This window comes from Vreelandella mediterranea (assembly GCF_970647075.1).
The window spans coordinates 2,702,971-2,723,876 of sequence record NZ_OZ310198.1 but is presented as its reverse complement, the minus strand read 5'-3'; the positions used below and the strand labels follow the sequence as shown (position 1 = coordinate 2,723,876).

Genomic DNA, 20,906 nt, shown 5'->3' with positions numbered 1-20,906 from the left:
GAATCGACCAAGGATACAGTGATGAGCTCTGAGACGAACACGCAACGGCCAAGCCCGGTTTCCGCCACCGTCGATTTCGAGGCTGACGGCGTTCAGCACGGTTTCTTGAAGCTGCCGATCTCGACGGACGTCTCGGCCTGGGGGGCGGTGATGATCCCGGTGACCGTGGTGAAAAACGGGGATGGCCCCACCGCGCTTTTGACCGGCGGTAACCACGGCGACGAATACGAAGGCATTACCTCGCTGCTCAAGCTTTCCAGCGCGCTGAAAGCGCAAGACGTAACTGGCCGGGTCATCATCGTGCCCTGCATGAATACCCCGGCGGTGATGGCGGGCACCCGCACCTCGCCGATGGACAAGGGCAACCTGAACCGAAGCTTTCCCGGCAACCCGGACGGTAGTGTGACCGCGCAAATTGCCGACTACTTTACCCGCGTGCTGGTCCCCATGAGTGACGTGGTCCTGGACCTGCACTCCGGCGGGCGTACGCTCGACATTCTGCCCTTCGCCGCCTCCCACGTGTTGGATGACAAAGCGCAGCAGCAGGCGGCACTCGAGGGCGCCAAGGCGTTTGGCGCGCCCTACGCCATGGTGATGTTCGAACTCGACGCCGAGAAACTCTTCGATACCGCCTGTGAGCGCCAGGGCAAGACGTTCGTGGCCACCGAACTTGGCGGCGGCGGCACCTCCACGCCGCAGAGCATGGCGATCACCGAGCAGGGCGTGCGCAACTTTCTGATTCATTACGGGCTGGTGTCGGGCGAGGTTGCCATGCCCAAAGATGGCCAGGTCTATCTCGATATGCCCGATGCGAGCTGCTACGTACAGAGCCAGCATGAAGGCGTGTTGGAGCTGACCGTGGCGCTGGGCGATGCCGTGAAAAAAGGCCAAACCATCGCTTACGTTTACGATATGGCGCGAAGCGGTACCGAGCCCGTGGCCTACCAGGCCGGGCGCGACGGCATTTTGATGGCCCGTCGCGCCCCGTCGCTGATCCATATGGGAGACACGCTGGCAGTGATCGCCGATGTCGTCGACCGTTTGGAGGCGTGAGTAACCGCGTGCTAAAACTCGACCGCTTCGATTTGAAAATTCTCGATATTCTCAGCCGGGATGGGCGCATCACCAAGTCCAAACTGGCCGAGGCGATCAACCTCTCGATAAGCCCCTGCTGGGAGCGGGTCAAGCGCCTCGAGCAGGCGGGGGTGATCGAAGGCTATACCGCGCGCATCAATCCCGACGTGCTGGTGCCGCGCAATACGGTCTGGGTACAGATCGAGCTAAAAGCGCATAACGCGGAGAGTTTTACGCGCTTCGAGGCGCTGGTGCAGGAGACGCCGGAGGCCACCGAGTGCGTCGCGGTGGGCGGCGGCGTCGATTACCTGGTGAAATTCGAGGCGCGCTCGATCGACAGCTACCAGCGGCTGATGGATCGATGGTTGGTCTCCGATGCCGGTATCGAGCGCTACTTCACCTACATCGTCACCAAGACGGTGAAGAAAAGCGCGGTAGAGATCGACGCCGCGGATATCCTCTAATCGTCGCTTAGAAGCGACAGCTGAATATCGTCCGGGTCGCCGTAAGAGCCTTCCCCCACCCGGTTGCGCCCGGCGCCTTTCGCGGTATAAAGCGCTTGATCCGCGGCTTTGATCAAATGGGGTAACCCCTCTCCGTGCTCCATACTCCCCGTGCAGACGCCCACACTGACCGTCACGTACCCCGTGTGGGAGGCCTGATGGACGATCGCGAGCGCTTCGACGCCGGCCCGGATCTGCTCGGCCAGCAAGGCCCCCGTTCTGCCGCTGTCCGAACTATCGGTATGAAGGACCAAAAACTCTTCGCCGCCGTACCGGCAGGCCGTATCGTGCGGGCCGCACGCGCTCTGAATGGCCCGGGCGATTTGTTGCAGACAGGCATCGCCTTCGTCATGGCCATAGGCGTCGTTGAACGCCTTGAAATGATCCACGTCGATCAAGATGACCGCCGCGAACTTGTCCGGTACGCGCCGATTGCGCGTCAGCGAAGCGGCGTGCCGGTTCAGCCCCCGGCGGTTGGCGAGCCCGGTCAACGGGTCCACATGAGAAAGGCGGTCCAGCGTCTCGTTGCGCTTGGCAAGCTCGACGCGAAGCTCTTCCGCGTTGGCGTGCTGTAAATAGAGCTGCAGCGACTCCGTCGAGAAGCGGTAGTTCGCCAAGAGGGTCAATATCACGGTGGGCACGCCCACCACCAGGTGATTGATCACGTATTCCGTATTTGCGCCGGGTAAAAACCAGATGACGGTGTAAAGGCATACGCAAATGAAGAGCGAGGCGCCCAAGGTGTACTCGAACGGATGGGCCAGCACGATGGCCAACGCGAGCTGAAACACCAGCCCCGCATAGAAGTAGTGCAGCACGCGGGGGTCGCTGGTGCCCAGCAGGCTCAAGCACCATATCAGCAAGGCCAGGCTGACCATGATGGTGCTGGCGAGCTCCTTGTGGCGAATGGAAACGGGGCGCTGTAGATACCAGAACATAAAGGTGGCCAGCGGTATGGCCACGACAAAGCGCATGATCGCCGAGCGCAGGCCGGTGTCCGACAGCAAGTAGATGTCCACGGGAATGTAGGAGAAGTAAAAAATCGTCAGCAGTGCGCTGAGCAGGCGCAACGTGCGAAGCCGCCGGTCGTTGCGGTCGATATCGTAACGCTCTTTTACCGTGGTCGTGCCATTGGTCTGGGCTAGCAGCTGAAAGTAGGGCAGTCGGTACACAGTGATCTCGTAGAGTTATCGCTTTTCTGAGCTACCGCGCGAAGAGAAAGGGAAATTACTAATCCAGGGGCTGGTAAATTTGACTGAGAGCCCTTGGGAGGATATTAGCACCAAATAGCGCTGATCATGGCTTGGTTATATCCGTGAAACCTGCGTTTTAATTGCTTTCGATCCTTCGCGAAGTGTGCTCGCCAAAAAAAGAGACGTTAATGCAGGGCCTGGCAAAAAAAGGGCCGTTCGATGTGCGGGTTTTCAAAAACACTTCGTGTGCGCTTTTCCTTAGGCTTGAATGACAGCAGGCGACACGTTTTGCGTCGCCTGCCGATCGTTCACGCGCAGCCAGGCCGTGCTTTAAACGAGACGGCTTAAGGAAGATGTTCATGACCACGCTATCGACAACGCTTGCCAAACGACTGGAGGACCCGCGTCTTTTCCGCCAGTACGCCTACGTGAACGGTCAATGGACCCACGGCAAGGGCGGGCGCGAAGAGGCCGTGCTCGACCCGGCCACCAACGAGGCCATTGGCCATATTCCGCTTCTCGAGGCCCACCAGATCACCGCCGCCGTGGACGCGGCGGAAAATGCTTTCGGCCAGTGGCGCCTGCTGCGCGCCGACGAGCGCTGCGAGCGTCTGCTTGCCTGGTATGATCTGATCCAGGCGCACCGCGAAGACCTGGCGATGATCATGACTCTGGAGCAGGGCAAGCCGCTGCCGGACGCCCGGGGCGAGGTCGAGTACGGGGCCAGTTTCGTACGTTGGTTCGCCGAAGAGGGCAAACGCACCTACGGCGAGACCATCCCCAGTCATATTCCCAACGCAACGCTTGGCACGATCAAGGAGCCGGTGGGGATCGCGGCGATGATCACCCCCTGGAACTTCCCGCTGGCGATGATCACCCGTAAGGCCGCCGCCGCGCTGGCTGCGGGCTGCCCGGTGATCATCAAACCCGCCAACGAGACGCCGTTTTCGGCGCTGGCGCTGGCGGAGCTTGCCGAGCGCGCCGGGATTCCCGCCGGCATTTTCAACGTGGTGCTGGGCGAGCCCGCCGAGGTTTCCAAAATACTGTGCAGCGAACCGCGCATTCGCGCGCTTTCGTTTACCGGCTCCACCCGGGTCGGGCGGCTTCTCATCGAGCAAAGCGCCCACACCGTCAAGCGGCTTTCCCTGGAGCTTGGCGGCAACGCGCCGTTTATCGTCGGCCCGGACATGGACCCGAAAGAGGCCGCTTATGCTGCGGTGGCCGCCAAGTTCCAGACCGCCGGGCAGGACTGTCTCGCCGCCAACCGCATTCTGGTCCACGAATCGATTCATGACGCGTTCGTTGCCGAGTTTACCGAGCGCATGGCCGCACTCACCGTGGGTAACGGGCTGCACAGCGAGACCGACCTGGGCCCGCTGATTCACCGCCAGGCGGTGGAGAAAGCCGCCGCCATCGTCGACGACGCGATCTCCCAGGGCGCCACCCTGGTGGCCGGCGACCAGCACGATGCGCCGGGCGAGAACTACTTCATGCCGGTACTGCTCACCGGTGTCACGCCGAAGATGAAGGTCTGGCGCGAGGAGAACTTCGCCCCGGTTGCCGGTATCACGGCCTACGCCAGCGACGACGAGGTCATCGCCATGGCCAATGACACCGAGTACGGCCTGGCGGCCTATGTCTATACCCACGATATCCGCCGCATCTGGAAACTAATGCGCGCGCTCGAGTACGGCATGGTCAGCGTCAACTCGGTCAAAATGACCGGCCCACCGGTACCTTTCGGCGGTGTGAAGCAGTCCGGTCTTGGCCGCGAGGGCGGCACCACCGGTATCGACGAGTACCTCGAAACCAAATACTACTGCCTCGGGGCGCTGGGCTCGGTTTCCGGAAGCTAAGTGACGGCTGACGACCCATCAACAAGACCTTCCCCTTGTGGGGAGGTTGTTTTTTTTCAGAGAGAACGCCATGAGCTTGCACCAGGATCTGATCGAGCGTGACCGTAAGGTCACGTTTCACGCCTCGACCCACCTCAAGGATTTCGCCCAGGGCGACGCCCCGGGCCGGGTCATCACCGGCGGTCAGGGCATCAACATCGTCGACAAGGATGGCCGCGAGTTCATCGACGGCTTTGCCGGGCTATATTGTGTGAATGTCGGCTACGGACGCACCGAAATCGCCGAGGCGATCTATAAGCAGGCGATGGAAATTTCCTACTACCACACCTACGTGGGCCACGCCAACGAGCCGCAGATCGAACTCTCCGAGCGCATCCTGAAAGCCGCCGGCATGAACATGTCGAAGGTCTACTACGGCATGTCCGGTAGTGATGCCAACGAAACCCAGCTCAAGATCGTGCGCTATTACAACAATGTGTTGGGCCGCCCACAGAAGAAAAAGGTGATCTCGCGGATGCGCGGCTACCACGGCTCCGGCATCGCGTCCGGGTCGCTGACCGGCTTGAAGGCGTTTCACGACCATTTCGATCTGCCCATCGACACCATTCGCCACACCGAAGCGCCGCATTACTACCTGCGCGCCGCGGAGCAGCACGGCATGACCGAACGCGAATTCTCGGCGTACTGCGCCGAGAAGCTCGAGACGATGATTCTCGAAGAGGGCCCGGAGACCGTGGCGGCCTTCATCGGCGAGCCGGTACTTGGCACCGGCGGTATCGTGCCGCCGCCGGAAGGCTACTGGGAGGCGATTCAGGCGGTGCTCGATAAGTACGATGTGCTTTTGATCGCCGACGAAGTGGTTTGCGGCTTTGGCCGTACCGGCTCGGAGTTCGGCAGCCACCACTACGCCATGAAGCCGGATCTGGTCACCATCGCCAAGGGGCTGACCAGCGCCTACCAGCCGCTTTCGGGGGTGATCGTTGGCGACAAGGTGTGGAAAGTGCTCGAACAGGGAACCGGTGAGTTCGGCCCGATCGGCCACGGTTGGACCTACTCGGGCCACGCCTTGGGCTGTGCTGCTGGGCTTGCCAATCTGGACATCATCGAGCGCGAGAACCTGGTGGGTAACGCCGCAGAAACCGGCAGCTACTTCCAGCAACAGCTCAAGGCCACGTTCGAAGGCCACCCGCTTTTGGGCGACGTGCGCGGCGTGGGCCTGATGGCCGCCCTCGAGTTCTCCCCGTATGCCCGCGAGCGGTTGCACTTCGACCCGGCGTTGAAAGTCGGCCCGCGGGTCGCCGCCGCGGCGCTTGAAGAGAATCTGATCGCCCGGGCCATGCCCCAGGGCGATATTCTCGGCTTCGCACCGCCTTTGACCATCAACCGCCAGGAGGTGGATGAGGTGATCGAGCGCACCAAACGCGCCGTCGACCGGGTGACCGACGAGCTGACCCGCTCGGGGGATCTCAAAACCGGCGACCAGGAAGCGGCGTTTACCGTTTAAAGCGCTGCCGCCGCCTCATCCCGCTGCTTTCAATGCCGCTACGAAATGTAGCGGCATTGTCGTGCCAGACAGACTAACGTTGGGAGAAGCCGTATTTTGAAGGCTTATCAGCGTAAGAGCGCCGTGCTTAACCGTGTTTAAAAGCGATGCTAGGCGGCGTGTTCTATCACGGCTTTCAGGATATTGTATTGACCTAACTGTTCTGGAAGAACTCTAGCCGCATACGTGTTTTCGAGCTCGCTGCGAATCTGGTTATAGGCACGAATTTTTAAGTCGTTTTCGGTGATAGGGGCTTGGCTAATAAACACCATGTCTTCAGGGCCCTGCTCAGAGGCCTCAAGGCGGCGTAAATGTGACAACCATTTATCGCCCTTTTCGATAATCCGGCTGGCGTCATCCAGATCGAAGCTGATGGGCTTGATAGCTTGGCGTACACGACCGCCTTCATACCAAACAAAGGGCAGTTTGACACGCACTATATCGTCGCCCAGCGTTTGCTCCGCATAGTGACGATTAATACCTTTGAGCCAATGCGTTACGTTTCTGGTAAGAAGCTCTTCGGATGATGTAGCGTTCTTGAAATCATGATGCACATAGCGATTAAACAGCTCATCCAGCGCTTCTTTTGGGTGCTGGGCTGCGATGGTCCCCGGTTTGCTAAAACGAAACATCGCTTCACGGGGTTCTATCAGGTCATTGAAAATGCGCGCTTGTACATCCGGTTGCCCCTGGTGCTGGTTAGCCAGGTCAACGGTTCTTTTGAGTTCTGTTACAAACTGCTGGCGTGCCTGGGTGAATACGTTGGCTGGCAGCTTATCGAAAAAGCGGGTAATACGTTTTCGAGAAACGGTTTCAACGCGCTGCAGAAATACACCGTTATTGCAGAGCATGACGATTCCCAGATTCGCGAACTCCCCCGTATCGAGATAGGGCTGAAAGCGCAGTACCGCGTAGTTACAAATAATCGCGCTCATATCAGACTCCAAAAGGAAGGGTCGCGTAGGCGTGCCAGTAAATCAAAACGCTCTGCCAGGGTGGGGTGTATTTCCGTGGCCTCATCATCAACATCGAGATGAAGCCACTCTAACGGTATTGAATCAGTGATCATATCCCAGTCATCCAATGCCGCGTCAAGCACCGCCGCATGGCGCGCGCGAACCTCTAAATCATCAAAATGAGTACGCTGGTGGCTAAATACATGATTGTTAAAACAGCCTGTACGATCAATAGGGTCAAACGCCAGGTTGTGATCGATAACCACCAGGCCACGCGTTTCGCTCCAAAGCAGGTTGACGTTACCGCCTTGGCTGCTCAGGCAACGATCCTCATTGTTGATCCAAATATCGAATAACAAAAGCCGTTGCTGGGTCGCTTCACTGACGTTGCCCGCTTGCGAGAAGGTCAGGTCCTGGCTGTAAGGGACTATTTTAGACGCAAACGCCAAGCCGCCTTTTAAATCGAAAGCGCCGGGCTCCAGGGAAAAGTCCAGCATGCCTGCCGGAAAGCGCATCAATGCATAGTCTGCAATGGGCAGTTCGCAGCGCCTTGCCAATTCGGAGCAAATGAGCTCCGAGACCAATGAGGGCGGGCCAACACCGCTTGCGCCCTTGACGATATATTGATCACCCTGCGTGTCGCGAACAATGAAAGGCTTCGTGCGGCCTTGCGTTGATTGGCGCAGTATCTCCCTGGCTTCGACGATGCAGGGCATCATGGTCACCTTACCAACCGCCACGTTTCATCCTCTTGTTGGGCCTGGCCAAGGGCGGCGAGGGCAGACAGCACTTCGTTGACGCCCTTAAGCGGCTTGCGTTTGAACTGAGCGGCCAGAGTTTCTGCGCTGTGAGGGTGAGTCGCGAGCATGTCGCGTAGCAGGGTCACTTGAGTGGCAAGGTCTTTAGGCCAGGCGGCTTTGGTTTTGTCGATGATCGGGGCGCCGGCCTCGTTGGTACTGCCTTGCAGCTCGGTTTGCGTGGGCGCGGTTTCTTCCGGCGCTTGGTACTCCGGGCGCAGCCAGCGTATCTTGCCCTGCGACTCCTCCAAAGCGCGCTGCTGGTTGAGTGCGACCAAGCGCATTAAAAGCTCTTCTTCGGCCTCGGCCTGGGCGGCGGGTTTATCCGGCAAAGGCGTGGTCGCCCCGGGCAGGCCCACCAGTTTATCGGCCAGGTCGTCCCAGCCGTAGGCGTTGAACACCGCACGATCCAGGCCGTCGTGATCAGCCAGCAGGGTGCTCACCAGGCCTTGCTGGTTGATGGTTTTTTCTTTGGCATTGAGTTCTGCACCGGCGCGCAGTTTTTCCATGACGTTATACATGCCGGTCAGGGTTAGCGAGGGGTGTTCTGCCTGCTGGCGCTTGCGGTGAGCGTTGATCTGTTCGGCGAGTTGGCCGATTTGCGCGGCCTGCTCGTCGGTAAGATCAGGGAAGGGGAATGCTTCAAAGCTTTTGGTTTTTACATATGTTGGATCATTGCCAACACCCAATGCGCTGCCAGACACGTTTGCCCATAGGGCATGGGGACGGGAGGATAAAACCCCAAGAAAAGAGTTGCTTTCAATTGTGCAAGCAATCAATTTACTGTCAGGTAGTGTATCAGCATTCAAATACTGAAAAGTACGATGCTTCGAGGTCTTTACTGTTGCAATATAACGTTTGAGAGGAGGTAATGCTGCCCTGAATCTTGGGCAAGCCTCTCCAAATAGCCACCAGCGTTCTTTACGAGAAGCACGAGGGTTGTGATCTCTTTCAGGCTTAACTCTTTCCTTTATCCATTGATAAACTTCAGGAAACTTAATTTTTACTTCATCTATATTTAAGCCAAAAAGATCAATGACAAGAACATTGCGGGGCTTACCAGTTAAATCACGCCCATTAAGATATGGGCGGATATGAAGGTCAAGTTCTTCACGCTTGCCTAAGCCAAGATCCTTAGCATCTTGTTGAGTAACTACAAAAGCTTTGCCATGGGGCTCAATGCCAGGGAATGTCAAGTTTTTATTAGACTCTAAGACTTGTGCCGCCGCCACATCCGCCCCAATACTCAGATCAGCAAACACTTTGCCCACGCGGCGGCTAAGTGCCACCGTGCGGGCTTCGTGGCTTTCATCGCTGCCCTCGTTTGTTACTTGCTGCAATAATCCTAGTGCTTCCCCTGCGCGCCCCACGGTCATGGCAATGCGCACGGCAGCGCCATCGTTGCCATCTACCCAGGGGTGATCGGGAATCGCAAAGGTCAGCGAGAGCGGTTTTTTGGCATCGTTCAGGTGCGGTTCCAGCACGCGGCGGTTAAAGGTCTGGCGCAGGCTGTTGGTGGTAATAAAGCCAAACTGCTGCGCACCGCCGGTGCGCACCGTCTCGGCGGCAATATGCCACCAGTACATCACGAAATCGGCGGATTTCGGCACGGTGGCTTTAAATACATTGCGCACCGCGTCGACGTAGCCATCGCCCAGCGTGCGGCGCATGGTAGAGGCACCAATAAACGGCGGGTTACCCACGATATAATCGGCCTGCGGCCACTCGGCGCGCCTGGGGTTATGGTAGCGATAGACCGTCGTGCGGCCGGTTTCGTCAGGGATCAGCTCGCCGGTAGCGGGGCTTTTCTTCATGCTGATGCCGTCCCAGATCGTGACGTTCTCGCCGTGTTCATCCAGCAGCGGCTCGCGGCTATCAAACTCGATCAGCGCGTCGCGGTTTTCAATGTTGTGAAAATCCTTGAGGATCGGCTCGGGCAGGTCGAGCGTGCCGTTAATGCGGTAGTGCCACTGCAGGTAACCAATCCAGAGTACGATTTCGGCGATAGCGGCGGCGCGGGGGTTGATCTCCATACCCAAAAATTGCTGGGGCGAGACGGTAAGGCCTTCGGCATCGAAGGAATCCTGACCGCCGCTCAGGTCGGCAATCAAATTCAACACCTCGCCTTCCAGGCGTTTCATGTGCTCGAGCGCCACATACAGGAAGTTGGCGCTGCCGCAGGCGGGGTCCAATACGCGTACTTGGCACAGCGTGTGGTGAAAGGCGCGTAGGCTGGCGAGCGCTTTATCGGTTTTACCTTTCTGGTTGTGGGTTTCCGCCACGACCTGAGCCGTCGCCCATTGCTGGCGCAGGGGCTCGATAAGCGTGGGCATGACCAGTCGCTCCACGTACGCGCGTGGCGTGTAGTGGGCCCCCAGTTTGTGCCTCTCGCGGGGGTCAAGAGCGCGTTCCAGCAGCGTGCCGAAAATGGCCGGTTCTACAAAGCGCCAGTCCGCTTTAGCGGCGTCCACTAACAGCTGAATTTGCTCGGCAGTCAGAGGTATCGGGTCAATCCCTTTAAACAAGCCGCCATTGAAGCGCATTATTTTGGCTGTCAGCACCCCGCTAAAACCGCCGCTGTTCATGCTTTCCCACAAATCTTTTATGGCGTCAGCGAAGTGCTCTGGGGTTTGTTTCATGCGCTCCAAAAACGCGGTAAAGCTTCCCTTGGGAAGTAGCTCCACGTCTTCGCTAAACATGGTGAACAAGCAGCGCTTGAGAAAATGCGCTACTCGATCGACATCAAAACCGTCGGTCTCGAGTTTTTTGGCAAGCGTTGCCAGCTTGGCGCTTACCTCGCGGGTTACACGCGCCGCGTATTTGCTGGGGTCTAGTGTATCCGGCGCCTCCCAGAGTGCCTTGAGGCGTTGCTGTACTTCGGGCTCGCGAAGGTCTTTAAGTTTTATCTGGTAATTGCGCGGGTCGGGGAAGGGTACATAGGTGCCGCCGGAGCGTGAAAATTCGGAGTAAAGCGCTATCGTTCGGCCAACATCTGTTACCACGATAAACGCCGGGCGCCCTTCGGTGGCGGGAAGCGCACGTACGTACTGGTCGGCCTGGTTGTAGGCCGCCTGCATTGCTTTGTCCCAGCCTTTGGTTTCCAGCCCCTTGCCGGTTTGCTTGGCTTCCAGAACAAACGCTCCGCGCTTGTAAAGATCGATAAACCCGCGGTTTTCGCTACCGTCCGAGTTTTGAATATCCACCCGGCGCTCAAAGGTGTAGGCATTTTCGCTGTTATCTTTGCTGGCGGGGCTTGGGGTGGGCAGTTCAAGCAGTGCGCATAGCTCAGAAAGAAATAGCTGATAGTTGGCTTTTTCAGTGCCCGTCGTGCCTTCCCAGCGGTCAATGAAGAGTTCGATAGCGTCTGGAGCCGCAACGGCATTGGGTTCGTCAAACATCAACAGCATCCTTTGAGCAATATTAAGCTGGATTAGATATTACCATGTTGTTATCGAGTGCAAAGTTTTGGCCTCAATGCGCCGTAAAGAACTTAATGCATGAGCACTTTAAACATGGTTATTAAGCGCCGCTACTCGGGTAGCGGCTTTTCTGTTTTGACCTGAGCAGGCTACGCTAAAGGCACGGTTCGAACTCTTGAAACGAGGTGCGCAATGCAACCAGTACTGGCCTTTGATGTATACGGCACGCTGATCGATACCCAGGGCGTTGTCGAGGAGCTTAAACACCGCCTGGAGGATCCGGACAAGGCGCTGGAATTTTCACGGCGCTGGCGCGAGAAGCAGCTGGAGTACAGCTTTCGCTTTGGTCTGATGGGCGCCTACGTAAATTTTGCCGAGTGCACGCAAAAGGCGTTGGTATTGACCGACCGCGCGATGCAAACCGGCCTTTCCGACAACGACTGCGACCACCTGATGGCCGTGTACGGCGAGCTGCCCGCCTTCGATGATGTGGCGGGTGCGCTTGGCCAGTTAAAAGAGGCCGGGCTACGCTGCGTGGCGTTTTCCAACGGCACCGAAGAGGCCATGGGGCGCTGCTCGGCCGGGCCGGGGTCACCGTCTATATGGACGATATGGTCAGCGTCGACCGTATCAAGCGCTTCAAACCCGACCCCGCGGTCTACGCCTACCTGCGCAGCCGGCTCGATACCCGCCCGGAGCATACCTGGCTCATTTCCAGCAACCCCTTTGACGTGATCGGCGCCAAACATGCCGGTCTTAAAAGCGCCTGGGTGCGCCGTCGCTCGGATACCCCCTTCGACCCCTGGGGGATCGAGCCGGATATGACCGTGACCGGCCTGGACGACCTGGCCAAGCGAATGGTGAGCCAGGCGAACACCAGCGCCTGATAGTGGCATGGCGCTATAGTGATATAGCGAAAAAATCGGCCTGGCATGACCGCCAGGGGTTGGGTCTATTAGCGTTTAATGTTCTATAGTGTGCGTGCTAAAAGTCATTTTCGTTATGAGGGGTGCTTGCCCCGCCGAGGAGGAACGATGTCATCACGTATCAATGCAGTCGTACCGGATTTCGAAGCCGATACCAGCCAGGGCAGCATTCGCTTTCACGACTGGATTGGCGATAGCTGGGCGATTTTGTTCTCTCATCCGAAAGACTTTACCCCGGTCTGCACCACCGAGTTCGGCGCGGTCGCAAAGCTCAGTGAAGAGTGGAAAAAGCGCGGCACCAAAGTGATCGGTGTTTCTGTTGACGGCGTCAACGACCACAAGCGCTGGGCGGGCGATATCGAAAGCTACAGCGGAAGTTCGGTCGATTTTCCGATCATCGCCGATGAAGGTCTCAAGGTATCCAAGCTTTTCGATATGCTGCCGGAAGATGCTTACCTGCCCGATGGCCGCACCCCGGCGGATAGCGCCACCGTGCGCTCGGTGTTCATCATTGGCCCGGACAAGCAGTTGAAGCTCTCCATGACCTATCCGATGACGGTCGGGCGTAACTTCGGCGAAATCCTGCGTGCTCTCGATGCGCTGCAGGCGACCGCCAAGCACGGCGTTGCCACGCCCGCGGATTGGACCGTGGGGCAGGACGTTATCATTCCGCCCAGCGTTTCCAACGAAGACGCCAAAGAAAAATTTGGTGAGTTCGATACGGTGCTGCCGTACCTGCGCAAGACCCGCCTCAAATAACGGGCACAAAAAAGCCTGCAATGATGGCAGGCATTTGATAAGAAGAAGGGCGGCGATTAGCCGCCTTTTTCTATACCCGCAGGGTCGCTTACGCGGGCTGCAGGGCGAGCTGATCCACCGAGTTGGAGACGCCTCGGGCACCGGTGAGAATCTCGTTGACGATGGTCTCGATCTCGCCGACGCTTATCTGGCTGTTTTTACCCTGCTCGACGACCTGCTGAACGGCCAGGCTCGTGCGCTCGACCAGGTCGCTGTTCTCCTTGAGCACGCGCGTGATCTCTGCCACGGCTTCGCTCGAGCCTTTGGCCAGCTGGCGTACTTCGTTGGCGACTACGGCGAAACCACGCCCCTGTTCGCCGGCTCGGGCCGCTTCTACCGCAGCGTTGAGCGATAACAAATTGGTTTGGTTGGCAATTTTGGCGATGGATGCGGTGATGTTATTGATGGTTTGCGCCTGTTGGTTGAGCGCGGCCATCAATGCCTGGGCATCTTCCAGAGTTTTGGACGCGTGTCGGGACTCCTCGACCACCTTCTGCAAGTGCGTCAGGCCGTTTTGGGCGATCTGTTCGGTTTGGCTTGACGTGCTTTGGGCGTTGAGCACCGCGCGCCGGGCAGCCTCGTTCTCTTGAACGGCCGAGGTGATGTCGGTGGCGAACTTGACGACCTTGATGACGTTGCCTTTGCTATCGAAAACCGGGTTATAGGTCGCTTCCAGCCAGATGCTCTGGCCCCGGCTGTTGAGTCGCTCGAACTTACCCTGCTTGAACTGGCCGCTAGCAAGCTCGCCCCAGAACACCGCGAGCTGGGGAACGAAGTCCGCCGTGCAGAAAATACGGTGATGCTGGCCGGTGATTTCGCCGCTTTTATACCCCATGGTGCGCTCGAAATTGACGTTGGCATTGAGGATAGTGCCATCCGGGGTGAACTCGATGACCGCCATGGAGCTGTCCAGCGCTTTCAGCACCGCGCTTTGGCTCTCTGCCGACTCGTGCTGCGTGGATATGTCGCTTGCGATCTTGATGATTTTGACCACCTTGTGACGGCGATTTCTCACCGGCAGGTAGATCGCTTCGAGCCAGACATCCTCACCGGTCGCGCTGATACGCCGAAAGCTGCCCTGCTGGGACTCGCCGTTGACAAGAGCTGCCCAGAAGCGCCGGTAGTCGGGGGAGCCGACCTCTTCCTGGGCGCAGAAGATGCTGTGGTGTTGGCCGACGATATCTTCGAGAGAGTAGCCGACCTTTTCCAGAAAGAGGGGACTGGCATCTTCGATAATGCCCTCCGGGGTGAAATGGATGCTGGCAGTATGTTCCTGCAGCGCCGCGGGTAGGGCGGAGTGTGTGATGTAAGCGAGCATGGTGGCTTCTCGGTGAGCTTCATGATTGTACAAATATTTTTGAATTGTACGTTTTTCATACAACTTTTATCGGATTATACTAGTGCGAAAGTAGCCAAAGTCTAACTATTTTTTGTGAAAGCGCGTGAGCAGGTGCGTAGACGATAGTGGACGGGGGAGTGTGACCATCATCCTGCTTTGCTCTTCGTTTGGCTAATAGTGGTTTACTACATCCAATATAGAAGTTGACTAATAGTGGGTGGCAATCGAAGGCTTGCTTGCTATAATCCACCGCCCAGGCGAAAGCTCTATCCGGGCTTATCGCTCAATTTTTAGTTCAAGATAGTTGCCGTCCATGTCCTTCAAACTGCGTTGGAAGATCCTTCCACCCTAGCGTTATGCCCCCTCCTTGCGGCTTCTAGCCGTGTTTTGTCGCCCCCGGACGACGCGTTTTCGCGTGTCTGTGGCGTGTAGTGAATAATTCAGCACATTTTTGACCAGGATATGGGTATGGCGCTTTTTAGCAAGCACGAATGGTTTTCAAACATCAAAGGCGATTCGCTTTCGGGAATAGTGGTGGCGCTTGCGCTGATCCCCGAGGCGATCGCCTTTTCGATCATTGCCGGGGTGGACCCCAAGGTGGGGCTCTACGCCTCGTTTTGTATCGCGGTGATCATCGCCTTTACCGGCGGGCGCCCGGGTATGATCTCGGCGGCCACCGGCGCCATGGCACTTCTGATGGTGACACTGGTGCGCGAGCATGGCCTCGAGTATCTGCTGGCGGCCACGCTGCTGACCGGTGTCCTGCAGATCGCGGCCGGTTATCTGAAGCTTGCCGAACTGATGCGCTTCGTCTCGCGCTCGGTGGTGACGGGCTTCGTCAACGCCCTGGCGATTCTGATCTTCATGGCGCAACTGCCGGAGCTTACCGATGTCACTTGGCACGTCTACGCCATGACCGCGGCGGGGCTTGGCATCATTTACCTGTTTCCTTACCTGCCCGCTATCGGCAAGTCGCTGCCCTCGCCGCTGGTGTGCATCGTGGTGCTGACCATCGTGTACATGGTAAGCGGCATGGAGATTCGCACGGTCGGCGATATGGGCGAGCTACCCGATACGCTGCCGGTCTTCTTGTGGCCGAATGTACCGTTGACCCTTGAAACCCTGACCATCATTTTCCCCTACGCGATCATGCTGGCGGTCGTGGGCCTTCTGGAATCGATGATGACGGCGACCATCGTCGATGATCTGACCGATACCCCAAGCAACAAAAACCGTGAGTGCAAGGGGCAGGGCGCGGCCAACATCGGCGCGGGTCTTCTCGGTGGCATGGCCGGCTGCGCGATGATCGGTCAGTCGGTGATCAACATCAAATCCGGCGGGCGTACCCGGCTTTCCACGCTGATTGCCGGCGTTGTGCTGCTTTTAATGGTGGTATTTCTTTCCGATTGGGTCTCGCAGATTCCCATGGCGGCGCTGGTGGCGGTGATGATCATGGTGTCGATCGGTACCTTTAGCTGGGAGTCGATTCGCGATCTGAAAAAGCATCCCATGAGCACCAATATCGTGATGCTGGCTACCGTGGCCGTGACCGTGGGTACCCACAATCTGGCGCTTGGCGTATTCGTCGGCGTGCTGCTGGCGGCGCTGTTCTTCGCCAACAAGGTGGGCAACATCATGTATATCGGCTCGACCGAGGTCGAGGCAGGGCGTGCACGCGAGTATCAGGTAGTCGGCCAGGTATTCTTTGCCTCTTCCGAGCGCTTTTTAGCGGCGTTCGATTTCAAGGAGAGCCTGGATAAGGTGACGATCGATCTATCCCGTGCGCACTTCTGGGACGTGACCGCCGTACAGGCCCTCGATCGCGTCGTGATCAAGTTTCGCCGCGAAGGGACCGAGGTGGAACTGAGAGGGTTGAGCGAAGCCAGTGCCACGGTGGTCGACCGTTACGCGGTGCACAACGACCCCCAGGCCGTCGAGAAACTGATGGGCGGCCATTGATGCACGGCCACTGACGAACAAGGAGAACAGCATGACCGAATACGTCGTTGCCGCTATCGACGGCTCCCGATTTTCAGAGGGCGTCTGCGATTACGCCGCCTGGGCGAGCCGGGCGTTGAACGCGCCGCTGAGTTTCGTCCACGTGGTCGACAATCACTCCACGGCCCCCAGCGAACAGGATCTTTCCGGCAACCTGCGTTTTGGTGCCCGCGAGCACCTGATGGAAGAGCTCTCTACCCTCGATGAGCAGCGCGCCAGGATAAACCGGGAACAGGGGCGGCTAATGCTGGAAGCCGCCCAGACACGCGCCGTTGAAAAGGGCGTGACCGACCCCGCCGTGCGTCAGTTGAACGGCACGCTGGTGGAGACGCTGGTCGGGCTCGAAAACGAGACGCGGCTGGTGGTGGTGGGCAAACGCGGTGAAACCGCGCATCAGGCCAGCCATCATTTGGGCGCCAATCTCGAGCGCGTGGTGCGCGAGATGCACCGTCCTGTCCTCATGGTTCCGGCCGGTTTCAAAAAGCCCCAAAAGGTGCTGATCGCCTTTGACGGCAGCAAGACGGCCCGCAAGGGGGTGGACATGCTGGCCCGCTCGCCGCTGTTTACCGGCTGCGAGTGCCACGTGCTGATCACCGGGGCCGAGACGGCGGAAAATCGCTCTCAGCTCGACTGGGCGCTGACCACGCTTCGTGACGCGGGTCACGAGGCGCTGGGCGCCATTCGCGCAGGCGAGGTCGATGAGACGCTCGATACCTACGAGCGGGAGCACGGCATCGATCTGCTGGTCATGGGGGCCTACGGGCATTCGCGCATCCGCCACCTGCTGGTGGGCAGCACGACGACAAGAATGCTGCGTCAAAGCGAGTTACCGGTTCTGGTTCTTCGCTAAACGCCTCTGTGACAGCCGCTCGCCCAGCGCTACGCCACAAAGCCACATGACCAGGCTGAGCGAAACGTAGAGCAGGGCGAGCCCGGGCTCGCTTTGAAGCAGTGAAAGCACTTCCAGGCTGAACAGCGAAAAGGTCGTAAAACCTGCGCAGAAACCCGTCACCAGCATGGGCTGCAGGCGCGCCCAGACGCTTTCGCCCCGGTGCGACGCTTGGGTGGCAAGCCAGCCTATCAAAAGTGATCCTGACGCGTTGACGATTAGCGTGCCCCAGGCAAAGGCGCCGCCCAGCGCGGCCAGCGCCCAGAGCGAAACGCCGTAGCGGCAAACGCTGCCAAGCGCGGTACCCAACCCCACCGCCAGGTACGCTTTTACGCCTGCCACACGCCACCTCCCGACAGCCACCAGCCCACTCCCGCCATCAGTAGCCCCAGGGCAAGTGTGCCCATAAGGTTGGCCACCGCCGCCAGACGGCGCTGGTTTTGCCAAAGCGAAAGCGTTTGTAGGCTAAGCGAGGAAACGGTGGTGTAGCCGCCGAGCAATCCGGCGACCAACATAAGGCCGAGCGGGGAGCTTGAAAGATGCTCGAAGCCGTAGTGGCCCAGCAGGCCGCCAGCGGCCAGGGCGCCGCTTGTGTTGACCAGCAGCGTGCCCCAGGGAAACCCCGGCCCCCAACGCCTTGCCGCAAGGTTGACGACGGCGAAACGCCCCATGCCGCCAAGCCCGGCGCCTAGGGCCAGCAGTGTCACGTTGATCAGTCCTTGCCCCATCGATTCCTCTCGTCAAAGGCGTCATCGGAGAGAGTATAACAGGCCCGCGGCGGCGGGCCCTGGACAATGGGTTCAGGCCGTAGCGTTGTCCGCTGGGGCGGGGGTGTTGGCACCGGATTCGAGCGAGGCGTTGATGCCCGCAAGCAGCGCTTTCAGCGAGGCGCTGACCGTGTCGCTATCTTCGGCGAAGGCGCAGATGCGCTGGCCGTCGACATTGAGCTGCACGAACGCAATGGCGTTGGCTTCGCTGTCGCCGCCGAGGGAGTGTTCGCTGTAGTCGACGATCGCCACGTGGCTGCCGGAGTGCTTATGCCAGGCATCGGTAAAGGCGGACATGGCGCCGTTGCCGGTACCCGACAGTCGCAGCGTTTGCGAACCTTCCCACAGGGTGATTTCGATACCTTCGTTTTGGCCCCTGGAGAGGCGGTAATCCGCCAGGGCCAGCGGCGCCGGGTGGCTGAAATGATCGAACATCACCTGGCGAACCATTTCGCTGGAGAGCTCGCTGTTGCGCACTTCGCTCTCTTTTTGAACGTAGGGGGCCAGCGCCAGCATCATCCAGCGCGGCAGGTTGATGCCGTAGTCGCGCTCCAGCAAAAACGCCATGCCGCCTTTGCCGGACTGGCTGTTCACGCGGATCACCGCCTGGTAGTCGCGGCCGATATCGTGGGGGTCGATGGGCAGGTACGCCACCTGCCAGGGCTCATCACTCTTCTGGTGCTTGAGCGACTTGCGGATCGCATCCTGATGGCTTCCGGAAAACGCGGTATAGACCATCTCGCCGACCCAGGGGTGGCGGGGGTGCATGGTAATGCCCGTGCACTCGTGGACCACCTGGATGATCTCGTCCGGGTTGGAGAGATCGAGCATGGGGTCGATCCCCTGGCTGTAGAGGTTCATGGCCAGGGTCACGATATCCATGTTGCCGGTGCGCTCGCCGTTGCCCAGAAGTGTGCCTTCGACTCGGTCCGCGCCGGCCAGCAGCGCAAGCTCCGCGGAGGCCACCGCGCCGCCCCGGTCGTTGTGGGTATGTATTGATATGATCACGCTGTCGCGCCGGCTGATGTGCTGGCAGAAATACTCGATCTGGTCGGCGTGATGATGGGGGCCGGCCACTTCCACAGTGGTGGGCAGGTTCAGGATGCAGGGGTTGTCCGGGGTGGGCTGCCACACGTCCATGACCGCCTCGCAAATCGCCAGCGAGAAGTCGATCTCGGTGCTCGAGAAGCTCTCCGGCGAGTACTGAAAGCGCCAGTCGACATCCGGGTACTTGGCCGCATAGGTTTTCACCCAAGTCGCGCCCTGCACGGCGATATCGGTAATGCCACCGCGGTCCATCTCGAAGACCCGTTCGCGCTGAACGGTGGACGTCGAGTTGTAGAGGTGGATGATCGCGCGCTTCACGCCAACGAGCGACTCGAACGTCTTCTCTATCAGGTGCTCGCGACACTGCACCAGCACGGCGATGGTCACGTCCTCCGGGATCTGGTCCTCCTCGATCAGCCAGCGCACGAAATCAAAATCCGGCTGGCTTGCCGAGGGGAAGCCGACCATCACTTCTTTGATACCGACCTTGACGATCTGGTGCCAGAAGCGCTTTTTCTGCTCGACGCTCATCGGCTCGAGTAGCGCCTGGTTGCCGTCGCGCAGGTCCTCGCTCACCCAAATGGGCGCGCGCTCGAGATCCTGGTCCGGCCACGTGCGGTTGAACGCGGGAACGCGGGGGGCAGGGCGGTATTTGCGATGATCGAAGGCGGACATAAACGCTTCCTGACGGTTGTTCGGAAAAATGAGCAAGGCCTGGCGAACACTGGGCTTCTGGATCACAGCGGCCCCGACGCCGGGCTTTTACGATAGCACCAGTATAGCGCTGCAGCCGTAGAAGATTATTGCTAATCAAGAGGACTTGCGCGGATAATTGGCAGAAACTATCTTTAAAACTCTATTTTACGGCAGGAGATAGCCGATGTTGCCGACTCCGTTAGAGCTCGATCGCTATGACCGGCATATTCTCGATGTGCTTCAACAGGAGGGGCGCATCAGCAATCAGCTGCTCGCCGAACGGATCGGGCTTTCGCCTTCACCGTGTCTTCGCCGGGTACGCGCGCTGGAAGAAAACGGCCTGATCACAGGCTACCGCGCCGAGGTCGATGCCCGCCAGCTCGGGTACGACCTGATGGTCCTTTTGCATATCGCCATGGACCAGCATACCCAGGAGCGCTTCGATAACTTCGAACGCCACGTCCGCGAGATCCCCAACGTCATCGAGTGTTTGATCATCACCGGCCAGGCCGCGGATTTTCAGCTCAAGATTCTGATTCGTGATATGGACGAGTACCAGCACCTGCTGCTGCGTGTTATCAACCGTATCGAAGGCGTCACCGGGGCGCACACGAGCTTCGTGCTGCGCCGGGTGTTCGAGCACCGCCCGGTCTCCACCCGCCCCTGATGGGCTCCGTCACCCAGTACTCTCAAACTCTTCTCAAACCGTTTCAAGGAGAAAAATCATGTCGATCGAGCGCCACGATACCAAAGCACGCATGAGCCGCGCGGTCATCCATCAAGGGGTGGCGTATCTGTGCGGCCAGGTGGCAGGCCCCGACGCCCGCCAGGGCGATATTACCGAGCAGACGCAAAGCATGCTCGAGCGCGTCGATGCGCTGCTAAAGGAGATCGGTTCCAGCCGCGAGCAGCTTTTGAGCGCCACGGTGTATCTCAAGGAGGGCGGTGACGTGGCGGCCATGAACGCGGTGTGGGACGCCTGGGTGCCGGAAGGCTACGCCCCGGCGCGCACTTGCGTGTGCGCGGCGATGCCTTCCGAGGAGCTCAAAGTGGAAATTACCGTAACCGCTGCGGTGGGCGAGTAGCGCTCACGCGGCGCCGTTTG

The 20,906-nt window shown here is 58.9% G+C and carries 17 protein-coding genes and 1 pseudogene; 10 read left to right on the top strand and 8 right to left on the bottom strand.

Translation table 11 applies throughout. The features are described from left to right. Positions 1-21 precede the first annotated feature (21 nt). Both doeB and ACWFVE_RS12510 read left to right on the top strand, forming a co-directional pair. Entirely contained in the window at positions 22-1,053 is a 1,032-nt protein-coding gene (gene doeB / locus ACWFVE_RS12515) for a N(2)-acetyl-L-2,4-diaminobutanoate deacetylase DoeB (protein WP_447529598.1), read from the top strand. An 8-nt stretch (positions 1,054-1,061) separates the two neighbouring features. After that, the gene (locus tag ACWFVE_RS12510) at positions 1,062-1,538 is read left to right on the top strand and encodes an Lrp/AsnC family transcriptional regulator (protein ID WP_447529597.1); all 477 of its coding nucleotides are present in this window, start codon (positions 1,062-1,064) and stop codon (positions 1,536-1,538) included. Here the strand turns inward: ACWFVE_RS12510 and ACWFVE_RS12505 are convergent. Beyond that, positions 1,535-2,749, bottom strand: coding sequence for a GGDEF domain-containing protein (locus tag ACWFVE_RS12505; protein ID WP_447529596.1), 1,215 nt, complete (start codon positions 2,747-2,749; stop codon positions 1,535-1,537). The two genes, ACWFVE_RS12510 and ACWFVE_RS12505, sit on opposite strands and share 4 nt — an antisense overlap. Positions 2,750-3,129: 380 nt before the next feature. On the opposite strand from ACWFVE_RS12505, the gene ACWFVE_RS12500 reads away from it, so the two are divergent. After that, a complete protein-coding gene (locus ACWFVE_RS12500) occupies positions 3,130-4,626 on the top strand; it encodes an NAD-dependent succinate-semialdehyde dehydrogenase (RefSeq protein WP_447529595.1) in 1,497 nt (498 codons plus the stop codon). A 70-nt stretch (positions 4,627-4,696) separates the two neighbouring features. Next, positions 4,697-6,130, top strand: coding sequence for an aminotransferase (locus tag ACWFVE_RS12495; protein ID WP_447529594.1), 1,434 nt, complete (start codon positions 4,697-4,699; stop codon positions 6,128-6,130). Positions 6,131-6,279: 149 nt separating this feature from the next. On the opposite strand, the gene ACWFVE_RS12490 is transcribed toward ACWFVE_RS12495, so the two are convergent. The 3 genes from ACWFVE_RS12490 to ACWFVE_RS12480 are packed head-to-tail and all read right to left on the bottom strand — an operon-like array spanning position 6,280 to position 11,320. Then, positions 6,280-7,104 (bottom strand): DUF3037 domain-containing protein, encoded by an 825-nt coding sequence (locus tag ACWFVE_RS12490; protein WP_447529593.1) that lies wholly within the window; start codon positions 7,102-7,104, stop codon positions 6,280-6,282. Beyond that, a complete protein-coding gene (locus ACWFVE_RS12485) occupies positions 7,101-7,865 on the bottom strand; it encodes a HipA family kinase (protein WP_447529592.1) in 765 nt (254 codons plus the stop codon). The genes ACWFVE_RS12490 and ACWFVE_RS12485 overlap by 4 nt, the downstream gene beginning before the upstream one ends. Continuing rightward, the gene (locus ACWFVE_RS12480) at positions 7,847-11,320 is read right to left on the bottom strand and encodes a class I SAM-dependent DNA methyltransferase (RefSeq protein ID WP_447529591.1); all 3,474 of its coding nucleotides are present in this window, start codon (positions 11,318-11,320) and stop codon (positions 7,847-7,849) included. The genes ACWFVE_RS12485 and ACWFVE_RS12480 overlap by 19 nt, the downstream gene beginning before the upstream one ends. 213 nt (positions 11,321-11,533) lie before the next feature. Between ACWFVE_RS12480 and ACWFVE_RS12475 the strand changes: the two are divergent. Both ACWFVE_RS12475 and ACWFVE_RS12470 read left to right on the top strand, forming a co-directional pair. Next, a pseudogene (locus ACWFVE_RS12475) lies at positions 11,534-12,228 on the top strand (haloacid dehalogenase type II). A 147-nt stretch (positions 12,229-12,375) separates the two neighbouring features. Next, a complete protein-coding gene (locus ACWFVE_RS12470) occupies positions 12,376-13,026 on the top strand; it encodes a peroxiredoxin (RefSeq protein ID WP_447529590.1) in 651 nt (216 codons plus the stop codon). An 88-nt stretch (positions 13,027-13,114) separates the two neighbouring features. On the opposite strand, the gene ACWFVE_RS12465 is transcribed toward ACWFVE_RS12470, so the two are convergent. Further along, complete coding sequence (locus ACWFVE_RS12465) at positions 13,115-14,383, bottom strand: methyl-accepting chemotaxis protein (protein ID WP_447529589.1); 1,269 nt, start codon at positions 14,381-14,383, stop codon at positions 13,115-13,117. Positions 14,384-14,872: 489 nt separating this feature from the next. On the opposite strand from ACWFVE_RS12465, the gene ACWFVE_RS12460 reads away from it, so the two are divergent. Then, entirely contained in the window at positions 14,873-16,363 is a 1,491-nt protein-coding gene (locus tag ACWFVE_RS12460) for a SulP family inorganic anion transporter (protein ID WP_447529588.1), read from the top strand. Positions 16,364-16,394: 31 nt separating this feature from the next. Next, positions 16,395-17,252: a universal stress protein gene (locus ACWFVE_RS12455; RefSeq protein WP_447529587.1), complete on the top strand. Its 858-nt coding sequence runs from the start codon at positions 16,395-16,397 to the stop codon at positions 17,250-17,252. On the opposite strand, the gene ACWFVE_RS12450 is transcribed toward ACWFVE_RS12455, so the two are convergent. From ACWFVE_RS12450 to ACWFVE_RS12440, 3 genes are all read right to left on the bottom strand, one after another. Then, entirely contained in the window at positions 17,229-17,633 is a 405-nt protein-coding gene (locus ACWFVE_RS12450) for a fluoride efflux transporter FluC (protein WP_447529586.1), read from the bottom strand. The two genes, ACWFVE_RS12455 and ACWFVE_RS12450, sit on opposite strands and share 24 nt — an antisense overlap. Then, positions 17,621-18,019, bottom strand: a complete 399-nt coding sequence (locus ACWFVE_RS12445) for a fluoride efflux transporter FluC (RefSeq protein WP_447529585.1) — start codon at positions 18,017-18,019, stop codon at positions 17,621-17,623. The genes ACWFVE_RS12450 and ACWFVE_RS12445 overlap by 13 nt, the downstream gene beginning before the upstream one ends. Positions 18,020-18,091: 72 nt before the next feature. Further along, on the bottom strand, positions 18,092-19,780 hold the full coding sequence (locus tag ACWFVE_RS12440) for a 2-isopropylmalate synthase (protein WP_447529584.1): 1,689 nt from the start codon (positions 19,778-19,780) through the stop codon (positions 18,092-18,094). A 205-nt stretch (positions 19,781-19,985) separates the two neighbouring features. On the opposite strand from ACWFVE_RS12440, the gene ACWFVE_RS12435 reads away from it, so the two are divergent. Both ACWFVE_RS12435 and ACWFVE_RS12430 read left to right on the top strand, forming a co-directional pair. Continuing rightward, the gene (locus ACWFVE_RS12435) at positions 19,986-20,468 is read left to right on the top strand and encodes an Lrp/AsnC family transcriptional regulator (protein ID WP_447529583.1); all 483 of its coding nucleotides are present in this window, start codon (positions 19,986-19,988) and stop codon (positions 20,466-20,468) included. A 58-nt stretch (positions 20,469-20,526) separates the two neighbouring features. Beyond that, positions 20,527-20,886, top strand: a complete 360-nt coding sequence (locus ACWFVE_RS12430) for a RidA family protein (RefSeq protein ID WP_447529582.1) — start codon at positions 20,527-20,529, stop codon at positions 20,884-20,886. Positions 20,887-20,906 lie beyond the last annotated feature (20 nt).

What these genes read in the sequence shown, in the direction of transcription:
- doeB (WP_447529598.1), top strand. Translation starts at nt 22, where the DNA reads ATGAGCTCTGAGACGAACACGCAACGGCCAAGCCCGGTTTCCGCCACC.
- ACWFVE_RS12500 (WP_447529595.1), top strand. Translation starts at nt 3,130, where the DNA reads ATGACCACGCTATCGACAACGCTTGCCAAACGACTGGAGGACCCGCGT.
- ACWFVE_RS12495 (WP_447529594.1), top strand. Translation starts at nt 4,697, where the DNA reads ATGAGCTTGCACCAGGATCTGATCGAGCGTGACCGTAAGGTCACGTTT.
- ACWFVE_RS12490 (WP_447529593.1), bottom strand. Translation starts at nt 7,104, where the DNA reads ATGAGCGCGATTATTTGTAACTACGCGGTACTGCGCTTTCAGCCCTAT.
- ACWFVE_RS12480 (WP_447529591.1), bottom strand. Translation starts at nt 11,320, where the DNA reads ATGTTTGACGAACCCAATGCCGTTGCGGCTCCAGACGCTATCGAACTC.
- ACWFVE_RS12470 (WP_447529590.1), top strand. Translation starts at nt 12,376, where the DNA reads ATGTCATCACGTATCAATGCAGTCGTACCGGATTTCGAAGCCGATACC.
- ACWFVE_RS12465 (WP_447529589.1), bottom strand. Translation starts at nt 14,383, where the DNA reads ATGCTCGCTTACATCACACACTCCGCCCTACCCGCGGCGCTGCAGGAA.
- ACWFVE_RS12460 (WP_447529588.1), top strand. Translation starts at nt 14,873, where the DNA reads ATGGCGCTTTTTAGCAAGCACGAATGGTTTTCAAACATCAAAGGCGAT.
- ACWFVE_RS12455 (WP_447529587.1), top strand. Translation starts at nt 16,395, where the DNA reads ATGACCGAATACGTCGTTGCCGCTATCGACGGCTCCCGATTTTCAGAG.
- ACWFVE_RS12445 (WP_447529585.1), bottom strand. Translation starts at nt 18,019, where the DNA reads ATGGGGCAAGGACTGATCAACGTGACACTGCTGGCCCTAGGCGCCGGG.
- ACWFVE_RS12440 (WP_447529584.1), bottom strand. Translation starts at nt 19,780, where the DNA reads ATGTCCGCCTTCGATCATCGCAAATACCGCCCTGCCCCCCGCGTTCCC.
- ACWFVE_RS12435 (WP_447529583.1), top strand. Translation starts at nt 19,986, where the DNA reads ATGTTGCCGACTCCGTTAGAGCTCGATCGCTATGACCGGCATATTCTC.
- ACWFVE_RS12430 (WP_447529582.1), top strand. Translation starts at nt 20,527, where the DNA reads ATGTCGATCGAGCGCCACGATACCAAAGCACGCATGAGCCGCGCGGTC.